Origin of the sequence: Salmonella sp. HY31, from assembly GCF_042604575.1 — a bacterium.
GTDB classification, from domain to species: domain Bacteria; phylum Pseudomonadota; class Gammaproteobacteria; order Enterobacterales; family Enterobacteriaceae; genus Salmonella; species Salmonella diarizonae.
The window spans coordinates 794538-814295 of the sequence record NZ_CP170479.1 but is presented as its reverse complement, the minus strand read 5'-3'; the positions used below and the strand labels follow the sequence as shown (position 1 = coordinate 814295).

Genomic DNA, 19758 nt, shown 5'->3' with positions numbered 1-19758 from the left:
CAGATGAAGGGAAAAATAATAGATAATACACCACTGATGATCCACCTTTAGCCCTGACACCTGGAGATGAATGCTATTATTGGTTTACCAATAATGAATTTATCAACCAAAAATCATTCCATAAAATGTGCTTGTACATTGACAGGAACAAAGCCCCTGAAATAACGTGATCGGCGAAAATCCAGCCCGCCCCCTTTGTATCAAGAACGCGTTATGATAAAAAACACTGTGTTTTTCGCCCCTGGCATATCCGGAGGCAGCAACACCTCCAGCCTGTCGAGCGGCCATCGCCGGGCAGCGATTATTCTGCATGAAATTTATGGTATTAACGATCATATCCAACGCGCAGGCCATGAATGGATGACGCGCGGATTCGACGTCTATACTCCCACGTTGTTTCCTCACAACACCCCCTTTCGCTATGAACAGCAACAAGAGGCTTACCGTCACTTTTCAGAAAATGTCGGTTTTGATCCCGCCATCGTGACCACGTTACTCAACGATCTCAGAGCGCAGTACGAGACGCTGATCGTCATTGGATATAGCGTCGGCGCAACGCTCGCATGGCTAAGTGCGGCCAGTGGGTTATGCGATGGCGTCATTTGCTATTACGGTTCCCGTATACGCCAATACCCCCATCTTACGCCTCTCTGTCCGGCGCTGGTTATTATCGCGCGTTATGAGCCGGCATTTGATCCCCTCGCCATGCGACAGACGCTGGAAAAGTGCCCTCGGGTGCAGTGTAAAATGTACGATGCGCGGCACGGATTCTGTAATGCTGATAGCGCCACCTTCGATGCCGCATTATCTCATCAGGTAATGGACGATGTGACCGTATTTATTCGCGACATCACCCATGCAAACACATTGTCCGATTGAGGCCAGATTTTCAGCTTTAGTGGATACTTTTTTCAACGAGCTGTTCCAGTTTTTTCAAAGCCTGTATGGCTGCGGTATCAAGACCATAACGTTGCAGCGTTTCAGCCGGATGATAACTGACCAACGTTCGCCCATCGGCTTGCTGGCTAATGAGAACCCGAAACGGTAAATCCAGCGCCAGTTCGGGGTGCGTCAGCATGAGAGGCGTTCCGCCTTTAGGATTGCCAAAGACCAGAACCGTTGTCGGCGGCATTTTCAGGTTAACATCCTGTGCCGCTCTGGCATGGTCAAATTCTCCAAATAATACCAGACCGTGATCAGCGACAGCTTGCATTAACCGCGACCGGGTCTGCGGATAGTCATAAGCGCTGTAGGTTTTAACTATAGTTATCACTCCATCCTCCGTTGCAAAGCCAGGCCTTATTAAGGTTAACATCAAGGTTACCGCCAGTAAAAAAGGCTTTAAAATAGTCCTCATTCCTCTCTCTCCCTGACCCAATACCCATGAGTAAATGCGACACAGACGATATACAGGTTAAAAATCAGTCATCGTACTGTACCGCTTATTATTGCATTGAACAGCTCATCACTAAAAAAGCAGACGGCAGGACAAAAAATTCAGACATCTGAACAAGTTTAAATAAAGATGATACATCCTGACTTAGCGACAGTATGGTAATTATTATGTCACCACATCATCTTCTTCAGCCCGCTGGGTAAGAAAAAATATACTCCGCTCAGTAAGATAATAGATACTACAAGCCAACTCTTCAGAGATACGAAGCATCATTACGTAGTGATGATGCGACTTTTCTTGTGCAATTGGCGGAAATATTTCTGACTCCAGCACATTACTTAAAAAATGAAATTTACGCTCATATTCAGCAGATATAACGCCTCTCGTCATCAGATTTGCCATTAGCGTATTTAAACTATCTTGCTCATGATATACGATACCCTTTCTCTCATGAATTCTGATAAGAACTCTTCTGAAGACAGCGTGGCATTCACTTACGACACGGGCAAAATCATTAAGCATCAGACGATTATACGCTTCCATAAGATCGTATTCGACAAAACCATACTCTCCTGGGGAATACAAATAATAACGTATATTTTTAAGACGTTTTATTCTGCGCAACCTTACGATTCTACCATTTTCATATCGATATTTTAAATCATGATCATGAAATATATTATTTAATTCACTAATCGCTTTATCTGGTTCTAACCCAAGCGTGACTTCATAGGTCCGAAGGTAAGTGTCTATATATTTAAAAGCAAGCTCAATTGCATCAATATGTTTTCTTTTATCGTCTGTTTTTAATAACAAATTACTAATTTCATCAAGATATGACGTTGAATGTGCATATAGGGTGAATAAGCCATACTCTTTGCGTAGCGTCTTACATATCCTTCGATAAACTTCGTCAGAATGACTATTATGATAACAGTATAATGTCATATCATAAAAAGAGGAGCAACTCCCTAACGTATTGATAATCAATACAATTATCTGCTCGCGTATTTCTAACGGAATATCTTCATATAATATCTTCATATAACAGGTCGCTATGTCTTAGTGAGTATGGTTTAAAGGTGTGCATACCTCCCCCTGTAACCGCAACAGAACATATCTCTGGATAGCGTCACATTACTCTGTTTCAGCAAGACAGGCGTTAATATCAGCTCAACAGTGGGGCATTTTTTCTGATTTTTTAATTATATTGAGTGATTATTTATATTCAATATAAATGATAATCAAAGTAAAGGGGCTTACGTAATTATGACGTTACGGGTGATGAGGCTGGAGTCTTCATATAGGGTGAGACGTGAGATCCCATTATTCTATCTGCCCTCCCTTCTCAACCACAAAATTATCTCAACAGAAAAAATCAATAAGCAGTTCAACATTCCCTAAACCGATTGAGTGGATATAGCAATACGCTCACCTGACGACAGTACAATCAACGTATCTTCCTGTCTATGAGATCTGTTTTTCCTTTTTCCAGAGATCTGCTCAACCAGCGCCACTATTCTTTTATGCGCTACAGTCTCATCGCGTTTCAGCTCAATGACAACAAAACAACGAGGCGTCGCCCGGTTGCCCAGGTGTGATAAGTCTTTATCATACAAATAGTTATTCAACTTTACATTAACCTAAACTCACCCTTTACCCATTCCCAACGCGGACAGCGGATGTCCGGAATAGCTATAGATCTCTTCTCCCCCCCTTCTGATTTAATTGCCTGATATACCAAGAATAATATCGTTTTACAAAATGTTAGGGAATATGTTGCTACACCAGACGATGATAGCCATCCCTTAGAAAAGTAGCCAAACGGAACCGTCTGAAGTCAAAACAATGAGAACAGTAAGCAGGATAACAGGAGATTTGTCCCCAGTTTGCTCGAGGATAGGATGCCGAGAATAGCCTCTTAGTCATTATCTTTTCATAACTTACTGATTTTTAATATTTAAGTTGTAAATTATGACTAAAGTTAACATTTTTTGTGACATGTTCCACAATTACTAACGATGGTGGTTTTTAAAACACTGGTTTAGGTTCATATTGTAGACAATGAAAGAGAATGAAAAATGATGAAAGGTTTTAACAGCGTTCAATGGAGAGCTTATGAAAAGCGCGATTGAACGTCGCATGGAAATCGCGAATCTGGTTGGAGTGAGAGGTAAGGTCAGTGTTGGGGATCTTACCGAATATTTTGGAGTATCCGGAGCGACTATCCGTACTGACTTACGTTTCCTGGAGTCAATGGGGCACATTGTCCGCTCTAACGGTTATGTCATTTTAAACAAAGGAGTCATTGCCAACTTTTCAGCGGAATCCCGAAATCGTAAAGAATCTGTAACGGTAGGGCATGAACAGGATGTTGCCGTATCGGCAGAAGAGAGTAATAAAGCCCTATCTTATTCAAATGGCGACGGATGGGAGCAGAAGCTGACGGAAATAATAGGCAGCCTGGAACAATCATTGTTCATTGGTGCCGGAGCGTTAACCCGACATTGGGCACAAATTCAAAAATGGGACTCTGGGTTAATACTGACAAATGATATCCAGTTAGTAACCTCTCGGTTATTCCCTACGTCTAAAATGACGGTGATTATGCCTGGAGGCATTGTTAACAGTGAAGAAATGATGTTTGAGGGTGGCAAAACAGAAGAAAATTTAAAAGAATACCGGGTAGAAAATGCAATTATCGAGGTTGATAATTTTGTTCCCGAAGAAGGTTTTTTTGCGGCCCATGAAAATGATGTAAGGTTCTTAAGAACATTACGTACTATTGCGAAAAAACTTATACTTATTGTACGAAATGAGAATCTGTCACAAATCGCCAATTTCTGGATTGGCGATGCAGACTTCGCTGAACACTTTATTTACGCCTCAAAAATAAAGAGTCTCTGATTTTCAGGTAAATACAGTATGGAGTAATATGAATTATTTCATACTGTAGCTATAGCTTTATCATTTAAGACCATCATTGATGGTACGTTATCTTTTGGAGAAAATTTAAGTAATGGCTAATATTGTTCTGGTTAGAATTGATGAACGTCTTTTACATGGACAAATTCGAATCACATGGGGAAAGTATTCTGGTGCAAATACCATTATTGTCGCCAATGATGAAATAGCAGCCAACCCTGTATTACAGGCACCTTTTAAAGGCGCTGCCGGCGGTGAGTATGTAGTACTTTTCAGAACAATCGAGCATTTGATTGGTAGTATCAATAAAGCTGATGAACGCAGACGTATACTCATTCTGTGTAAAACACCAGAAGATGTCGCCAAACTTATTGAGGGAGGAGTCAAGTTTAATGAGGTCAACGTCGGTAATATGCATCATAATGCCGAGCGGAGACAAATTGACAAAAATGTTTCCGTTAGCCCGGCTGATATTCAGGCCTTCAAACGCATTCAGCTAAAAGGCGTTGAATCGATAATACAGCATATGCCAGAAAGCTCACGGAAAAACATTTTCGACTGTATCTGATTAATTTTTAGGAGTCATTATGTATGAGGCTTTTTTGGTCGCCTTATGGGCTGCCCTGTGCGGAATAGATAAGTATGATGTTGCCTTAAACTTTCATCGACCTTTAATTACAGGACCTGTGATTGGTTTTATTTTAGGCGATGTCCAGACAGGATTAATTGCGGGAGCTGCAATGGAATTAGCCTGGTTAGGGCTGGTGCCAAACGCCGGTTCACAACCACCAGATGTTACCATCGGAGCTATTGTCGGAACAGCTTTTGCTATTAAACTGGGTATCACACCTGAAGCGTCGATTGGTATGGCGATTCCGTTTGCTATGGCAATGCAAGCGCTTGTAATTTTCTTATTTACATCATTTTCACCGGTGATGCAGAAATGTGATCGCTATGCTGAGCAGGGAAATGCCTCTGGTATTGATCGCATGCTTTACTTTGGGTTGGCTACCAGAGCCGTGTTATATGGCGTTGTTGCTTTTGCGGCAGTTTACTACGGAACCCAGGCAGCCGATTTTATTATCAGCTATTTACCGGAAAAAGTTATTGCCGGAATGGCTATCGCAGGGAAAATGATGCCAGCCGTGGGCTTTGCCATGTTGTTACGTACGATGTTTAATGTCAAATTACTGCCACATTTTTTCATCGGTTTCATTTTAACAACGTATTTTAAATTACCTATTATTGCTGTCGCGATAGCGTTTCTTTGCGTGGCCATCCTTGATTATTTCCAGTCAGGAAGCGCTACCGGAAAAAATCAGGAAGGAGTATTAGAGGATATTCATGATGATCTCTAAAGCAACCGTAGACACAGATACCACTGAAGAGCTGACTGTATCACCTGATACCGAGTATCAGGATAAAGAAATTAGTTCGGCTATAACAAAAAGAGACCTGTGGAAAGTTGGTTTCCGGGGTCTTTTTATGGAAGGAAATTTCAATTATGAACGTATGCAGGCCGGTGGTTTTTGTTTTAGCATTATCCCGGCGCTGAAAAAGATTCATCGTAATCCACATGATTTCTCACTGGCGCTCAAGAATAACCTTTCATTTTATAATGCGCACCCCAAGCTTTTTACATTTCCACTTGGGCTGGCAATTGCGATGGAAGAGAATAAAGAAAAACCAGAAACAATTAACGCAATCAAAGCAGCGACAATGGGGCCGACAGGAGGGATCGGCGACGCCATTGACCATATGACCATGATGCCTTTGACGTTAGGTATTGGCGCTGCGATCTCTCTGCAAGGTAGCATTGCCGGGCCATTCGTATTTTTTATTTTGTACCAGATTTACCACTTTTTTGTTTATTTCTGGCTGCTCTTTTTTGGCTATAAATCTGGTGTTGCGGCTCTCGGAAAATTATCCGAGCAGGCAGATAAACTGGGACGCGCGGCCAATATCATTGGCCTGGGGGTGCTGGGTTCTATGACTGCCGCCTTTGTTAAAGTATCGACACCATTAGTGGTCACGGCGGGTGCTGCTCATGTGAATGTTCAAACCGACCTTCTGGACAGGATATTGCCAAATGCGCTACCGCTGGCGCTGGTCTGGATCATGTTCTGGCTGGTACAAAAAGGTAAATCGCCCAGTGCGCTGATATTTGGCACGCTAGCTCTTGGTGTCGTGGGACACGTTATTGGTATTTTCTAAGGTAGAAAAATGATTGGGATAATTGTTGTAGGCCATATAAATTTTGCCTCAGGGTTACGTTCTGCCGTTGAAGCTATTGCCGGGGAGCAATCCTGTGTCGAATATATCGATTTTATTCCGGGCATGAGTACAGAACAATTAGAAATACATATCCGACAGGCAGTTGAAAAATGCCAGACAGGAGAAGGCGTTCTGGTATTCACAGACGTTGCTGGAGGTTCCCCTTGTAACCGAGCGACAGCCGTCATGTCTGATTACTCTGATATGCGAGTGATTACTGGCAGTAATTTACCCATGATTGCCAATGCCTGTCTTGAGCGTGATGCTACAAATCTTGATGAACTTGCATCACTCATTGTAGAACTAGGGCATCATTCCATTGGACTGATTGATATCAACAATTTTGTGACCGAAGATAAGCCAAATGATATGAATGATGGTCTCTGACTGAATTTCAATCTCTGGAAAGATTTTAATTATTAATATTCTGCCAGACAAAATCTGGCATCTACAAACGGGTTATTTTATGCAGCATCAATCAATTACGCAATTAATGCGTAAGGTCTATCTCTGGCAAAAAGAACACCAGGTTCGCTGGGTAATCAGGAGCCAGGGACAACGCCGCTATTTAAAATCAACCGACTGGGAACGCGGTGTTTTCTGGAGTTGCGTTGCCGCAGCATGGCGAGAAACGCAGGATGACGTGTACTTAAATGGGCTTGCGGAATATACCCTTAATACGGGTTTTCGGGCTGGACCGCTGGTGAATTTTGCTGACGATCAGGTCTGTCTTCAAAGCTATCTGGAGGTCTATCAAACATTAGGTTGTGATGACGCCATTCAGTACGCGCAAAAAGCGCTTGAGCCAATGCTGACAAGCGAGAAAAAAGGTAGAGAGATCTGGTGGTGGGCCGATGCTTTATTTATGGCGGCACCAACATTAGCTGCATTCGGCGCTCATTCTCAGCAACCCGCTTATTGGGAGCAGATGGATCGCTTCTGGTGGGATGCCGTGGATTTTCTTCACGACCCAGAAACGGGACTTTACTATCGTGACAAGCGATATATGCCTTTACCAGAGGGTGAAGACGTCCGTGAACAGAACGGGCAGAAAGTATTCTGGGCGAGGGGCATCGGCTGGGTCCTGGCGGCAATACCACGGCTCCTGGCCTGGTTACCCCAGAACTTCCCTTCCCGTGAACGCTATCTGGCGCAGTATCTACTGCTAGCTGAACAGGTCGTGAAATACCAGTCTGCGGATGGCTTATGGCGTACTAGCTTACTTGATCCTGAACATTTTCCTGAGCCTGAAAGCAGCGCCAGTGCGTTGTTCTGCTATGCGCTGGCATGGGGAATTAATCATGGCGTGCTGGATGATAAATACCGTCCTGTCGTGCTACGGGCCTGGCAGGGACTGACAGAATGTGTCGACGAACAGGGGAAGTTAGGATGGGTACAACTTCCGGCTTATAACCCCCGAAGAGTGGACGCCAGCCATAACATTGATTATGGCGCAGGTGTCTTTTTGCTTGCCGGGACTGAAATGTTGAATCTGATTTAAACCTGTCCGGGAATATGAGGAGTGATGAGAGAAATGATATCACCGACACAACGCCCCTGGTTACCCCATGAGCATCCCGGATGGAAGGATTATACCCTTTTGTTCCTGCAAAAATTAAAGCGTGATGTGTTATTACGTAAACCCTTTATTTCACATAACAGTGAAATGGCTGAGTTGTTTGCGAAAAACCACCTTTCGTTTAAGGAAAAATGCGAACAGATGGCCGTGTATTTTATTGATTCATTTTTCTATTACTCCCGTTTTCAGTTTTGCCGGGCATATTTACCCGGCTGGCCCAGTGAGCAAGGTTCCGAGTCCGATGCGATTGAAGCAACGGCCCGAACCTTACCGCTGATGGCCGCCTGGCTCCATTATCAAATGACAAATCAAGGTAAGTTAGACAGCTATGGAAAATGTGTCCGTCAGGCTCTAAAACAAGCTTTTATTTGTGGAACCAACCCTGAACATCCAGGATATTGGGGAAAAATCAAAGATTATGATCAGCGTATTTGTGAATGCTGCGATATTGCTCTGGCGTTATGGCTGGTACGCAATACCGTCTGGAAAAGCTATAGCGCATCTGAACAAGAACGTATTCTTTGCTGGCTTCAAGGGGTAAATAACTGTAAAACCGTTGATAACAACTGGCATTTATTTATTGTGTTAACCCAGCAGGTCGTACTGGCGCTTTCCGGTAAAGGAGAAAACAGCGAGCAGCGCTATGCACGGGTAAAAGAGTTCTACGTCGGTGAGGGCTGGTTCCGTGATGGGGCGAATGGAAACTTCGATTACTATAATTCGTGGGCATTTCACTATCTTTTATTTTGGATCGATCGTATAAACCCTGATTTTGATCATCAATTTATTACACAAAGTTGCGCCGAATTTGCCAAAACATTTCGCTATTTCTTTACACCATGCGGATTTCCTTTTTTTGGGAGAAGTATTAGTTATCGGCTTGCAGCACCTGTAGCACTCATGGCGAATGCCATTCAATCGGGTCGGGCTGATGGGCAATTAAAGCGGATCATTTCTACGCTAACCCATTTCTTCATACTACATGGCGCGGAACAACATGGCGTCATCACCCAGGGATTGTTTCAAGCCGATCGTCGGTTGATGGATGGCTACAGCGGTAGTGGCAGCAGTTTATGGTCACTGCGGACATTAATATTGATGCTTTATTCTGGAACAGAATGTGGCTTGTGGGATACTGATGAAGCACCTCTGGAAATTGAAACTGCATCATTTGATTTTACTATCGACGCCATTTCAGCTCGCGTCACAGGAATTAAAGAAACGCAAGAGGTCATTGTAACATTTGCTCATGATCAGTATCCTGATGCTCCTTTCAAGGATGGCAAATTAATAAAGCAAGGATGGTGGCCAATTGTTCTTGAAAGTGTCTCCGGGCGCTCAACACGTCCTAAAAACAACTTATTACGTAAGGGGGTTACGACTTTTAGTTCCCGATTAAATTTATACCTCTGAGAATATAACGACATAAATAAATCTAATATTAATAAAGGTAGCTTATGAAAAACTATCAACGGCCCTGTATTCTTTTTTTTACAGCATTAATGATGATAAGTGCGTTTCCCGCGTTTGCCGGGGGATATATCCAATTCGGTAGTGAGTACGAATACTATCCACAAAAAGAAAACATTGCCTATCATCGACTGACGTCTTACAACCCGTATATTCGCTTCAGTTATCGACCGCAAGACTCTGACTGGACGTACTCCGGCCGTATTCTTTTAAAAGAGTATCCATATAAGAATGATTATAATAATAAAGTAAGCACCTCTCAATCTGGGTTGTATGAACTATACGCCACTAACTATATTAAAAGTGGTAATTTTATCTTCAGACCGGGGATTGGTTTTCGGATCATTCCTTATGATAAAGCAAACTACTATGGTGAGCGATATGAGCGACAACTCAGAATACTGCCTCAATTCGATTATCTGCTGACGCAGGACTCCCGCTTTTACCTGAATGGATTCTTTTATATCGCCGACTCAAAAGGAAGCCGTAAGAACGACAGAACTACCGACCCTTATAACAATGGCGAATGTAAAGCCAGTGATGCCAATGCCTTTGGTTTTTGTTCTAAAAAATACAGTGACTGGGGATATGAGTTCGACGCAGGAGTCCGCCATAACATTAACAGCACGAATAGTGTAGCATTGGGGGTTCATACGGAGTTTGATGACGTTACGAATAACTATGATGATCAGCTAATTCAGGGAACACTGGATTACCAATATCGTACAGGAAAATTAACGTTAGGGCCATATGTCCGTATTGCTCTTGATCGCAGTATTAAACTGAAATCAGAAAAGAACCCTGCTTCAAATATTACTTTAAAACAACCTTATAACCGCTATGGCTTACGCGCAAATTATTCCTTTAACGGACGTTGGTCTATGGGTGCCGAAACCTATTATCAGGAAGAGAAAATGCAGGATCAGTCTGGCAACGATATGCAGTCGCGGCAGAAATGGTTTTATAAGCTGAACGTTCAGTATAATTTCTGATTATAGAGGGTGACATCAATGAAAAAGACAAATTTAGCATTTTCGCTATTGTGCTTAAGTATGGGCAGCGTACATGCACAGATCGCTACCGAAAATGTAAATCTGCCAGTAGTAAAATCAACTACCACAACGTCAACCCAGCAACAGTATATTATTGAGCGTATGCGTGATACCTGGCGGCAGAATTTTGTGCCTTCAGGCCCAGCGGCGCCAGAATTATCAGCAGAGTATGTGGCAAGTTTAAACAAAACGGCCAATAAACTCTGGAAAGGAATAGATAAAAATACCCCCGCAGGCCAGTTATGGGCAGATACCGTACTGGATAGTGAAAGCACATCAGGACGCCTGAAACTGGGCACTACTCTTTATACGGTATACCAACGCCTGTTCACCCTGGCAAAAGCCTGGGCTACGCCGGGGACAGATCTTTATAAAAATGCTCAGTTGTATACTGTACTTAAATCAGCGCTGATCAATCTGAACCAGGACTATTATAACGATCAGACCCCAGAATGGGGAAACTGGTGGAACTGGGAGTTAGGCATTTCACGCAGTGTTAACAATACTCTGGTGATACTTTATGATGATCTCCCTTCCACGCTGATTGATAAATATAATCTCGCGACCCGACATTTTGTTCGCGACCCTCGTTATTTAGCTGAAGGAAGCGGAGCCCCCTACTCCACCACAAAAAATGCCTTTACGTCGACTGGCGGAAACCGCATTGACAGCGCAATGGTCGTTTTTGTTCGGGGTCTCCTGGCTAACGATCCTGGAGAAATTAGCGCTGCAGTAACTTCAGTACCTGAAGTGCTTAACACCGTTCAGTCCGGAGATGGTTTCTACAAAGACGGATCGTTTATCCAGCATAAAGATTTACCTTATAGCGGAACCTATGGCCAGGTTTTGCTGAATGGTCTGGGATTAATTAAAAACAGCGTCGCAGGTACACCATGGGATTTCTCAGTTGAAGATAATCGCCGTATTTATGACGTGATCAGACAAGCTTTTTTACCTTTACTTCATGAGGGAAAAATGCCCGATGCCGTCAATGGGCGCAGTATTTCACGTAAAAATGGGCAGGATCAGGATGTTGGCGCATCAGTTATGAATGCCATTGCATTGTTTGTTAATGGTGCGCCACCAGAAGAAAAGCGCCACATTGAACAGGTATTAAAAGCCCAGCTAAATTCAAAAACAACGGAATATTATCACACTCACTTGCCAGAAAACTTAACCTCCTGGCAGGTTATTACGCGTATTCAACAGGATAGCCATTTGCCACCGGCCCCCCGAACAGCGGGCGGTAAACTGTATGCAGATATGGATCGTCTGATTTATCAGGGTACAAACTATCTGGCTGTTGTAGCGATGCATTCCAATCGTACTGGTAGCTACGAATGTATTAATAACGAGAATCTAAAAGGGCAGAGAACATCTGATGGGATGACCTGGCTGTATTTGCCCAATGACGATCAATATCGTGATTACTGGCCTGTGGTCGACAGTCGGTTTTTACCAGGCACCACCTCTGCTGGCGAGCAGGGTTGGTGTGATGAGCAATACCGTGTGACTCAGTTAGGTCGGGCAAATATCGCCTGGGCGGGTGGCAATACTCTGAATAAATGGGCAAGCGCGAGTATGCATTTAAAAGTGCCGACTTATTCACTCAAGGCGAAAAAATCCTGGTTCATGGCACCGCATGAAATGATCATGCTTGGGAGCCAGATATCCAGTAGTAGCCCGGCGGTAACGACCATTGCTAATCAGAAAATCAGTGGCTCGGCAAAAGTGCTTGTTGATGGCATCGTCTTGCAGCCCGGAGAAGAGAGAAAAGCAACCCAATCTGTCGTTTTAAACGATAAAGGTAATAACATTATCTGGAAGCCATTAGCTGGCTCAAGCGCACAAGTTAGTGTGAAACAACGTCAGGGTAACTGGGCCGATATCGGCACCTCATCCGGTAAAGTTTCGGCACAATTTTTAACCATTATCCAGCCTCATAGCGCAGAATCAGATAATCATTATGCCTGGGTTGTCTTCCCCTCGGGGTCCGCATCCCCTTCCGTAAATGCTGACATAACGCTCCTTGCGAATGATGCAAAAGTCCAGGCTGTGTCGCTACCAGGTCAGCAGGTTATTTATGCTAATTTCTGGCGTTCTGCAACTGTGGGAGGCATTCATGCATTGACGCCAATGTCCCTGATTATGACGCCAACAACACAAGGTTATCAGATAGCAGTATCTTCACCACGTCGTGATAGTCGGGTGTCATTCCAACTGCCCGATAATGCAATCCCATTCCATATTTCCAGTGACCCTGATAAGCGCGTATCTCTTAACGGGGACATCGTCAGCGTGAATATGACCAATCTACGCGGCAGTAGTTATTCTTTTGAATTATCTAAAAATAAATAGGATGCAGCCATGGATAAAATAATTTTCTGTCATCGCTCTGCTGGATATGGTTCTTCCCTGCTATTGGCGGTGTTTTCATTATCTTTTATTTCCAGCTCAGTGAATGCGGCTATTTCTTCTGATTGTTCGGGATCATCTTATTGCACTAATAAAACAATAGATGCCAATACTGCTGGATATATCGATAAATCTCCTGTTTATTTTTTAGGGAATACAGATCTTACTGTTTCTGCCAGCCAGGCCTTTAATAATAACAAAGGTACCTATGAGTTCAGAGAGAATACGCATGTAAAAGTCAACGCCGAGTCAGGATTAAATGGCGGTACATACACGCTAAGAGGCGGAAGTACACCAGGGAAAGTTGAAATCGATATCAATGCCAGTTCTGGTATAAACAATGCCAAGTTAACTGCTCTCGCTGGTAGTAATGGCGTAGTCAATGCCAATACTGAAAAAGCAATTAATGGCGGTAGTCAGATATTCAATGCTGGAACAACACTAAACATCAATGCAGCCGATGGCGTATTTAACAGCACGGGACTGACATTCACAGATGCGACACTTAATTTAAACGCATCCGATGCCTTTAGTAAAAATACGATGTCCTCTGGTAAAGTTGGCAGTGTTAAAGGAACGTCAACGGTTAATATCAATGCCACGGGGGGAATGTCTGGTGGGCAGTTAAACATTCAGGATTCCAGCGAGGTCAATGTGACTGGAAACGGTAGTGTCACTGGAGGCACGTTACTGTTCACTGGGAGTTCAGTATTAAATGCGGATACCGCTAATGCTATCGCGGGAGAAACGAATAATACGAATAAACAGATATTTCAATCTGGTACGACAATGAATGTGAATGCAGCCACGGCACTCAGTGGTGGCAATCAAACATTTAACGATGCAACATTAAATGTCAATGCCAGTCAAGGTATAAGTGGTGGATATCAGATCCTGGCAAAAAGCTCAGTCCTGAATACAGAAGCAGATCAGGCTATTATTGGAGGACAAATAAAATTACAGGATAATGCAGTATTTAATGCTAACGGTAAATCAACAATTACCGGGGGGATACAAAATTTTAACGATAATAGTATATTAAATGCCAATGGCGAAGATACCCTGTCTGGAGGCAGCCAGAATTTTAGTGGAAACAGCATCCTGAATGGCAACAGTAAAGGGGCGATTTCCGGTAACAGCAAACAAATATTTAGTAACAATGCTATATTTAACGCCAATATCAGCCAGGCAGTTACTGGTGGCACATCTACCACATTTAAAGACGATGCTGTCATGAACATTTCAGCACAGCATGGTGTGGATGGCGGAAATTTATTATTTGATGGTAATTCGACATTAAACATTAATACTGCAGATGCCATTAATGGTGGCGAGCAGCGTTTTAAAGGGAATTCACTGATAAATCTGAATCATGAAAACTCGTTATATAATACAACATTGAAACTAGAAGGAAATGCCAGTGTCAATATAAACGCGGATAATGCTTTGAATTATACTGACCATATCGTTTTTTCAAAAACGTATGACACTACAACAGGCAGTATACTGGATGTTAACGGACACTCCCTAACCATTGGTAGTATCAGTGGTAATGATACCAATGCGGTAATCAAAAATAGTAGTGCTCAGGATGCCATTCTGACTACCGGTTTGTATGATTATGGTGTGTTTGCCGGGCAAAGTTACCAATATGATTCTTTTCTACAGCGTGGCGCGATGCGTGCAGATGCTGTCGTCAGCAGCGCATTGGGAGATATTACCCGTCAGGCTGGACTGGCGCTAATACCACAGTTTGCTGACAGACTCGTTCCGGAACCCAGTGGAATGGCCCAAAATGGCCAAGGGATTTGGGTACGTACCCTTTACGGACAACAGGAAAATCAAGGTGACGGAGCCACAAATGCGGCATGGAATGGCCACGTAAAAGGTATCCAAATTGGGGCTGATTTATGGCCTGCTGATGAAGACAGCAGTCATAAACTGGGTGTTTATGTGGGTTATCTCGACAGTAATGCTAATGTATCGGGCAAAACCATTTACACCTCGAATGCCCAGCTTGGAAGCTACCAGCTCAATACTTACGCTACAGGTTTATACTGGCGTTATACAGCAACCCAGGGCTGGTACACAAACACCACTTTACAACTAGCCCGGTATTCTGGACAGGTAGAATCGAATAACAGTACACGTAAACCTGATATTCATGGTCGTGGGCAGATTCTGGCTTTTGAAGCGGGCTATCCGCGAGTACTAAATGAGGCGCTGACACTGGTGCCACGAATTTCTGTATCCTGGCAGAAAGTTAAATTAGATGACTATCGTTATGATGATTTAAACGTTAATAACGATCTGGATAATCAGTTAACCGCCTCCGCTGGAGCTCGTTTGTACTGGAATACTATGACGATATCCGGGGTCCAGTGGTCCCCCTTCCTTGATGCAGAGCTGAATAATCAACTGACCGCCAGAGACAGAAATAATGTTACCGTAGGCAGTACAGGATACCAGGATTCATTACTTACATCCTATAATGGTTCTGCTGCAAAAATAAGCGGCGGCGTGACCGTAAAGCTGAATGATTATACAAATTATTATATCAAGGTTGATTATCAAAACGGTCTTAGTGAACGATCCGAAAAGACCTGGCAGGGAACAACAGGGGTCAGTTTATACTGGTAACTATTGGCCATTATTAAATAATTTAAGGAGTGGCGATGAAATATATCATGCTGTTTCTCATGGTAATAATGCTAAATGCATGTGAATCAGCTCAAAATTTTAAACGTCCAGAATTATCTCAACAAAACTGTGATACATGTAACATTGATGATGCTGACAGCCCAATCTTTGATGATTAATACGCAAAATCCATGTTAATGCTTACCTTGCGGAGCACCCTTATCAAGGTGCTCCGCAAGCGAAGGCGGGCCTTTTTACCCGCCCTTCGCTTCATACATGCGAGCGAACCAGACACTCATGCCTTGCCTCATCTTAAACGGAAGATAGAAGCTGCTATGCAATGCTTAAAGCGCGCCAGAAAATTCGTCTACCTCATCTTTATCGATAATATTGCCCCATGCCTCCCTCATGCCTGAACTGGCATCGTATACAATATTTATTCACTTTGTGAATTTGAAACTAAAGCTCACCTGTCCATGAGTTCTTCTTTCATTCCATTGCCTCGTTGCCATACCAGCACACTAAAACTTAAGGTGAGCTTATTATTTTTATCGACGGATCAGAACAATCCTTCGCCGGTCATACAGTGTTTCCGCAGAGAGCTGCAAATCATATTTCTCGTTCTTCCGTTTTCGCGATTTAAGCATTTTCATCGTAACGCCACTTATTTGCCCAGTTTCAATCCGTCTCTTGATTTCGGCAGCGCTTAACATGAGTTGCTTCTTCAAAATCGACTGCAGGCTGACCTGAAAAGAACGGGAAATCCTGACGCTAACACTGACCTGCTTGTGGGAAGCGATACTGACCAGCCACCGTTCCTGAATGTGAAAATCAGGCTGCCCCGATAATTCAGCATTGTTTCGCTTCAGGATCGCGCTGTCATAAGCAAAATATTGCACCGTGGCAGCATCATTCGCCATCAGTAGGCAATAAAGATCGCGGTTAATTTTGTTGACTGGCAGGCGCGAGAACAAGGAGATATTCCAGGTGTAATCGCAGTGTGTGCATTTATAGATACTCCAGACATCGAGTACCTTCTTTTGCGAATTAACCCGAAATGCCCCAGAAGGCGTGAAGTCCCGTTTTACGCTGCATGAAGGGCAGCGTTTCGCTATGCGCTGATACCCCACAGGAGTGACAGTCCATATGACTTTCATAACGTACCTTTTTTAACCCATACAAAATCGGCCCGTACTCAGCGGACCATAAATGTTTGTGTATGAAAAATATTTAAGTGATATTTTTCAGATGGTTAAAAAAAGATTTCCAACGCTACAATCCTGTCAACGACTAAAGAGATACGTCGAGACTATCAAAGCGGCCATTATCGGGTATATGAGTTTAATCAATATTCATTATGGTAGCGGCGGGATCTATTTAACTGGCACGCTAAACGCCATGATCCTCCCTTCGGATCACACTTTTCACTCCCGGTTATTCACTGACAGAAATCGAGTGTTATCATTCACTACGTAAATACTTTTCAACTCAACCCGAGGCTTTGATGCTGGAGAATGTCATCATCCGATAATCAGTTTCCCGACCTTTTCAGGCCGGACTGATTATCAATGCGCCGAAATCGAATGCGGACACCGCAGTGTGTTTGCACGTTTTGCATATGATGATTAAACAGGTTCTTCAGTATGAATTTATCCCGTCAGGAACAACGTACCTTACACGTTCTCGCCAAAGGCGGACGCATTACACACATCCGCGATGCGTCAGGCCGCGTCACCGCCGTTGAGTGCTATAGCCGCGAAGGGCTGTTGCTCGCCGATTGCACGCTCGCTGTATTCAAAAAACTCAAAACCAAAAAGCTGATCAAATCCGTTAACGGTCAGCCCTACCGCATTAATACGACCGGGCTGAACAACGTTCGCGCCCAGCCTGACAATCGCTAAGGAGATGATGATGGATATCAGCGCCGTTATTTTTGCAACGCATCGCATTCGACTATTACCCGATGAAGGCAAAATCCCCTGGGATGAGCCAGCCTTCAGCCAACGCATGCTGGAAAATCATCTGTCGCAGGACCACGACTGGGCCAGCCGCCGGCTAACCGTGATTGAGCAGCAGGTAACATGGATTACCCGTCAGTTACCTGCTGGCGCCTGCATTCTGGATCTCGGCTGTGGCCCCGGTTTTTATACCCGCCTGTTAGCGGAGCGCGGGTTTCACTGCACAGGCGTAGATTTCTCACCGGCATCCATCAAATGGGCTCGCCAGCGGGCGCAGGCCGCAGATCTGAATATTGACTATATTCAGCAGGATATTCGTACATATCACCCCACGGAACCCTTCGATTTCATCATGATGACGTTTGGGGAACTGAATGTCTTTAGCGCTACTGATGCGCAAAGCCTCATCAGTCATTGCGCACAGTGGTTGAAACCGGGCGGCAAACTGCTCGTGGAAGTTCATACCTTCGATGAAGTTAAACGCCAGGGCATGGCGCAAGCAAGCTGGCAGCGTTGCCCGCACGGTCTGTTCCTTGCCGAGCCTCATCTGCTGTTAACGGAAAATGCCTGGGATGAAGAGGCCCAAACCAGCTCAACGCAGTTCTGGGCGATAGCGGAAAACGGCGGTACCACCCGTTTCGGTAGCCAAATGAAGGCCTGGCGCGATGATGAATGTATCAGCCTGCTTGGTGACGCTGGTTTCACTGTGTTGCAGCGTCCGGACAGTCACACCTGGCCAGTCGGCGAGACTTTTGCAGGCAAGCTGTTTGCGCTGCTGGCTGAAAAAACAACTCCCACTGAGAGAATCTCCCTCAGTAAAAGGAATAAACCAATGGATATCCCACGTATTTTTACCATTAGCGAAAGCGAACACCGTATCCATAACCCGTTTACACCAGAAAAGTACGCCACACTGGGCCATGTGTTACGCATGAAGCCAGGCATGCGGATTCTCGATCTCGGTAGCGGCTCGGGTGAGATGCTCTGCACCTGGGCTCGCGATTACGGTGTTACTGGTACTGGCATTGACATAAGCCCGCTCTTCACCACACAGGCAAAGCAACGTGCAGAAGAACTCGGCGTCAGCGAATTCGTACATTTTATTCATAACGACGCGGCCGGTTACATTGATGAGGAAAAATATGACGTGGCGGCCTGCATAGGCGCTACCTGGATTGCGGGCGGTGTCGCGGGGACAATAGATCTGCTGACCAAAAGCCTCAAGCCTGGCGGGATCATTCTCATCGGTGAACCGTACTGGCGTCAGGTCCCCGAAACGGAAGAGAGCGCTCATGCCTGTGGCGTCTCATCCGTCGCCGATTTTCGCCCCCTGCCCGAGCTTGTCGCCTTTTTCGACCAACTCGACTATGACGTGGTGGAAATGGTGCTGGCAGATCAGCAAGGCTGGGACAGATATGAAGCCGCGAAGTGGATGACCATGCGCCGCTGGCTGGAGGAAAACCCTGATGATGAGTTTGCGCAAGAGGTTCGAACTGAACTGACGGTAGCGCCCAAACGTCACGTCACCTGGACGCGGGAATACTTTGGCTGGGGCATATTTGCGTTAATCGCGCGATAAAGTGGTGCAGGAGGTATAGCCTACAAGGGGTATACCTCCATTTAAAAGTATTCAACAAATTAACGCTGCTCAAGGCTGGAATATATCGTTTTAATTTCACCATTAAGCTTCCACCACGATATGCCGCAAGACGTGCAAGCGAGGCATCTAACATGATGAGCAAAAACTCCATCAATAAGGCGTTGCGCATGATAGCCTATCGCGCTAGCAGTGCCTGGATTATCCCTTTCGTTTCTCTTTTCTTATGCGTTATTGCTGCGATTCAATTTTTAAGAATAAAAAAGAACCAGAAGAAAATTAGGAAATGGTTTATCCACAATATTAATTATTGTTAAAGTTAAAGCAATCCCCCGTAAAATCCGGATATTTTTATTTCTCATAGACGAGAATTTATATATTATGATATAATACGATAGAAAAAACATGCAGGTTATTAACCTGCCATTAATGTAAATAATTTTTTGAGGAGA

Annotated in this window: 16 protein-coding genes and 1 pseudogene; 14 read left to right on the top strand and 3 right to left on the bottom strand. The window is 44.2% G+C overall.

The window, feature by feature from the left end; translation table 11 throughout:
* Window positions 1-213: 213 nt before the first annotated feature.
* Window positions 214-879, top strand: a complete 666-nt coding sequence (locus tag ACE15A_RS03765; protein WP_053507642.1) for a dienelactone hydrolase family protein — start codon at window positions 214-216, stop codon at window positions 877-879.
* Between the two features lie 16 nt (window positions 880-895).
* Here ACE15A_RS03765 and ACE15A_RS03760 read toward each other — a convergent pair whose 3' ends face one another.
* Complete coding sequence (locus tag ACE15A_RS03760) at window positions 896-1357, bottom strand: DUF302 domain-containing protein (RefSeq protein WP_023247559.1); 462 nt, start codon at window positions 1355-1357, stop codon at window positions 896-898.
* 204 nt (window positions 1358-1561) lie between these two features.
* Window positions 1562-2486, bottom strand: a pseudogene (locus ACE15A_RS03755) (STM4504/CBY_0614 family protein).
* A gap of 1028 nt (window positions 2487-3514) precedes the next feature.
* Here ACE15A_RS03755 and ACE15A_RS03750 point away from each other — a divergent pair.
* The 11 genes from ACE15A_RS03750 to ACE15A_RS03700 all read left to right on the top strand — a co-directional run bounded on the left by ACE15A_RS03750 (window position 3515) and on the right by ACE15A_RS03700 (window position 15930).
* Complete coding sequence (locus ACE15A_RS03750; protein ID WP_023247561.1) at window positions 3515-4303, top strand: DeoR family transcriptional regulator; 789 nt, start codon at window positions 3515-3517, stop codon at window positions 4301-4303.
* Window positions 4304-4415: 112 nt separating this feature from the next.
* The gene (locus tag ACE15A_RS03745) at window positions 4416-4889 is read left to right on the top strand and encodes a PTS sugar transporter subunit IIB (protein ID WP_023247562.1); all 474 of its coding nucleotides are present in this window, start codon (window positions 4416-4418) and stop codon (window positions 4887-4889) included.
* A gap of 16 nt (window positions 4890-4905) precedes the next feature.
* Window positions 4906-5679 carry a PTS N-acetylgalactosamine transporter subunit IIC gene (gene agaW / locus ACE15A_RS03740; protein WP_024149626.1) on the top strand — a complete coding sequence of 258 codons (774 nt, stop codon included), beginning with the start codon at window positions 4906-4908 and terminating at the stop codon, window positions 5677-5679.
* On the top strand, window positions 5669-6535 hold the full coding sequence (locus ACE15A_RS03735) for a PTS system mannose/fructose/sorbose family transporter subunit IID (RefSeq protein ID WP_023247564.1): 867 nt from the start codon (window positions 5669-5671) through the stop codon (window positions 6533-6535). Before agaW ends, ACE15A_RS03735 begins: the two co-directional genes overlap by 11 nt.
* Window positions 6536-6544: 9 nt before the next feature.
* Window positions 6545-6982 (top strand): PTS galactosamine/N-acetylgalactosamine transporter subunit IIA, encoded by a 438-nt coding sequence (agaF, locus tag ACE15A_RS03730; RefSeq protein WP_012291315.1) that lies wholly within the window; start codon window positions 6545-6547, stop codon window positions 6980-6982.
* Window positions 6983-7061: 79 nt separating this feature from the next.
* Complete coding sequence (locus tag ACE15A_RS03725; RefSeq protein WP_050134945.1) at window positions 7062-8096, top strand: glycoside hydrolase family 105 protein; 1035 nt, start codon at window positions 7062-7064, stop codon at window positions 8094-8096.
* 33 nt (window positions 8097-8129) lie between these two features.
* The gene (locus tag ACE15A_RS03720) at window positions 8130-9587 is read left to right on the top strand and encodes a DUF2264 domain-containing protein (protein WP_077944388.1); all 1458 of its coding nucleotides are present in this window, start codon (window positions 8130-8132) and stop codon (window positions 9585-9587) included.
* 44 nt (window positions 9588-9631) lie between these two features.
* Window positions 9632-10636 (top strand): hypothetical protein, encoded by a 1005-nt coding sequence (locus tag ACE15A_RS03715; RefSeq protein ID WP_012291304.1) that lies wholly within the window; start codon window positions 9632-9634, stop codon window positions 10634-10636.
* An 18-nt stretch (window positions 10637-10654) separates the two neighbouring features.
* Complete coding sequence (locus tag ACE15A_RS03710) at window positions 10655-13054, top strand: polysaccharide lyase 8 family protein (protein WP_249928959.1); 2400 nt, start codon at window positions 10655-10657, stop codon at window positions 13052-13054.
* Window positions 13055-13063: 9 nt separating this feature from the next.
* The gene (locus tag ACE15A_RS03705; RefSeq protein WP_053529541.1) at window positions 13064-15751 is read left to right on the top strand and encodes an autotransporter domain-containing protein; all 2688 of its coding nucleotides are present in this window, start codon (window positions 13064-13066) and stop codon (window positions 15749-15751) included.
* 35 nt (window positions 15752-15786) lie between these two features.
* A complete protein-coding gene (locus ACE15A_RS03700; RefSeq protein ID WP_001767846.1) occupies window positions 15787-15930 on the top strand; it encodes a hypothetical protein in 144 nt (47 codons plus the stop codon).
* 369 nt (window positions 15931-16299) lie between these two features.
* Here the strand turns inward: ACE15A_RS03700 and ACE15A_RS03695 are convergent, their stop codons facing one another.
* Window positions 16300-16908 carry a DUF1062 domain-containing protein gene (locus ACE15A_RS03695; protein ID WP_053507648.1) on the bottom strand — a complete coding sequence of 203 codons (609 nt, stop codon included), beginning with the start codon at window positions 16906-16908 and terminating at the stop codon, window positions 16300-16302.
* Window positions 16909-17394: 486 nt separating this feature from the next.
* Here ACE15A_RS03695 and ACE15A_RS03690 point away from each other — a divergent pair, with 486 nt between their 5' ends.
* Window positions 17395-17652, top strand: a complete 258-nt coding sequence (locus tag ACE15A_RS03690) for a YjhX family toxin (RefSeq protein ID WP_001054380.1) — start codon at window positions 17395-17397, stop codon at window positions 17650-17652.
* Window positions 17653-17656: 4 nt separating this feature from the next.
* The gene (locus tag ACE15A_RS03685; protein WP_077944389.1) at window positions 17657-19288 is read left to right on the top strand and encodes a class I SAM-dependent methyltransferase; all 1632 of its coding nucleotides are present in this window, start codon (window positions 17657-17659) and stop codon (window positions 19286-19288) included.
* The last annotated feature ends 470 nt before the right edge of the window (window positions 19289-19758 follow it).

What these genes read in the sequence shown, in the direction of transcription:
- ACE15A_RS03765 (WP_053507642.1), top strand. Translation starts at nt 214, where the DNA reads ATGATAAAAAACACTGTGTTTTTCGCCCCTGGCATATCCGGAGGCAGC.
- ACE15A_RS03760 (WP_023247559.1), bottom strand. Translation starts at nt 1,357, where the DNA reads ATGAGGACTATTTTAAAGCCTTTTTTACTGGCGGTAACCTTGATGTTA.
- ACE15A_RS03750 (WP_023247561.1), top strand. Translation starts at nt 3,515, where the DNA reads ATGAAAAGCGCGATTGAACGTCGCATGGAAATCGCGAATCTGGTTGGA.
- ACE15A_RS03745 (WP_023247562.1), top strand. Translation starts at nt 4,416, where the DNA reads ATGGCTAATATTGTTCTGGTTAGAATTGATGAACGTCTTTTACATGGA.
- ACE15A_RS03735 (WP_023247564.1), top strand. Translation starts at nt 5,669, where the DNA reads ATGATCTCTAAAGCAACCGTAGACACAGATACCACTGAAGAGCTGACT.
- agaF (WP_012291315.1), top strand. Translation starts at nt 6,545, where the DNA reads ATGATTGGGATAATTGTTGTAGGCCATATAAATTTTGCCTCAGGGTTA.
- ACE15A_RS03725 (WP_050134945.1), top strand. Translation starts at nt 7,062, where the DNA reads ATGCAGCATCAATCAATTACGCAATTAATGCGTAAGGTCTATCTCTGG.
- ACE15A_RS03720 (WP_077944388.1), top strand. Translation starts at nt 8,130, where the DNA reads ATGATATCACCGACACAACGCCCCTGGTTACCCCATGAGCATCCCGGA.
- ACE15A_RS03715 (WP_012291304.1), top strand. Translation starts at nt 9,632, where the DNA reads ATGAAAAACTATCAACGGCCCTGTATTCTTTTTTTTACAGCATTAATG.
- ACE15A_RS03710 (WP_249928959.1), top strand. Translation starts at nt 10,655, where the DNA reads ATGAAAAAGACAAATTTAGCATTTTCGCTATTGTGCTTAAGTATGGGC.
- ACE15A_RS03705 (WP_053529541.1), top strand. Translation starts at nt 13,064, where the DNA reads ATGGATAAAATAATTTTCTGTCATCGCTCTGCTGGATATGGTTCTTCC.
- ACE15A_RS03700 (WP_001767846.1), top strand. Translation starts at nt 15,787, where the DNA reads ATGAAATATATCATGCTGTTTCTCATGGTAATAATGCTAAATGCATGT.
- ACE15A_RS03695 (WP_053507648.1), bottom strand. Translation starts at nt 16,908, where the DNA reads ATGAAAGTCATATGGACTGTCACTCCTGTGGGGTATCAGCGCATAGCG.
- ACE15A_RS03690 (WP_001054380.1), top strand. Translation starts at nt 17,395, where the DNA reads ATGAATTTATCCCGTCAGGAACAACGTACCTTACACGTTCTCGCCAAA.
- ACE15A_RS03685 (WP_077944389.1), top strand. Translation starts at nt 17,657, where the DNA reads ATGATGATGGATATCAGCGCCGTTATTTTTGCAACGCATCGCATTCGA.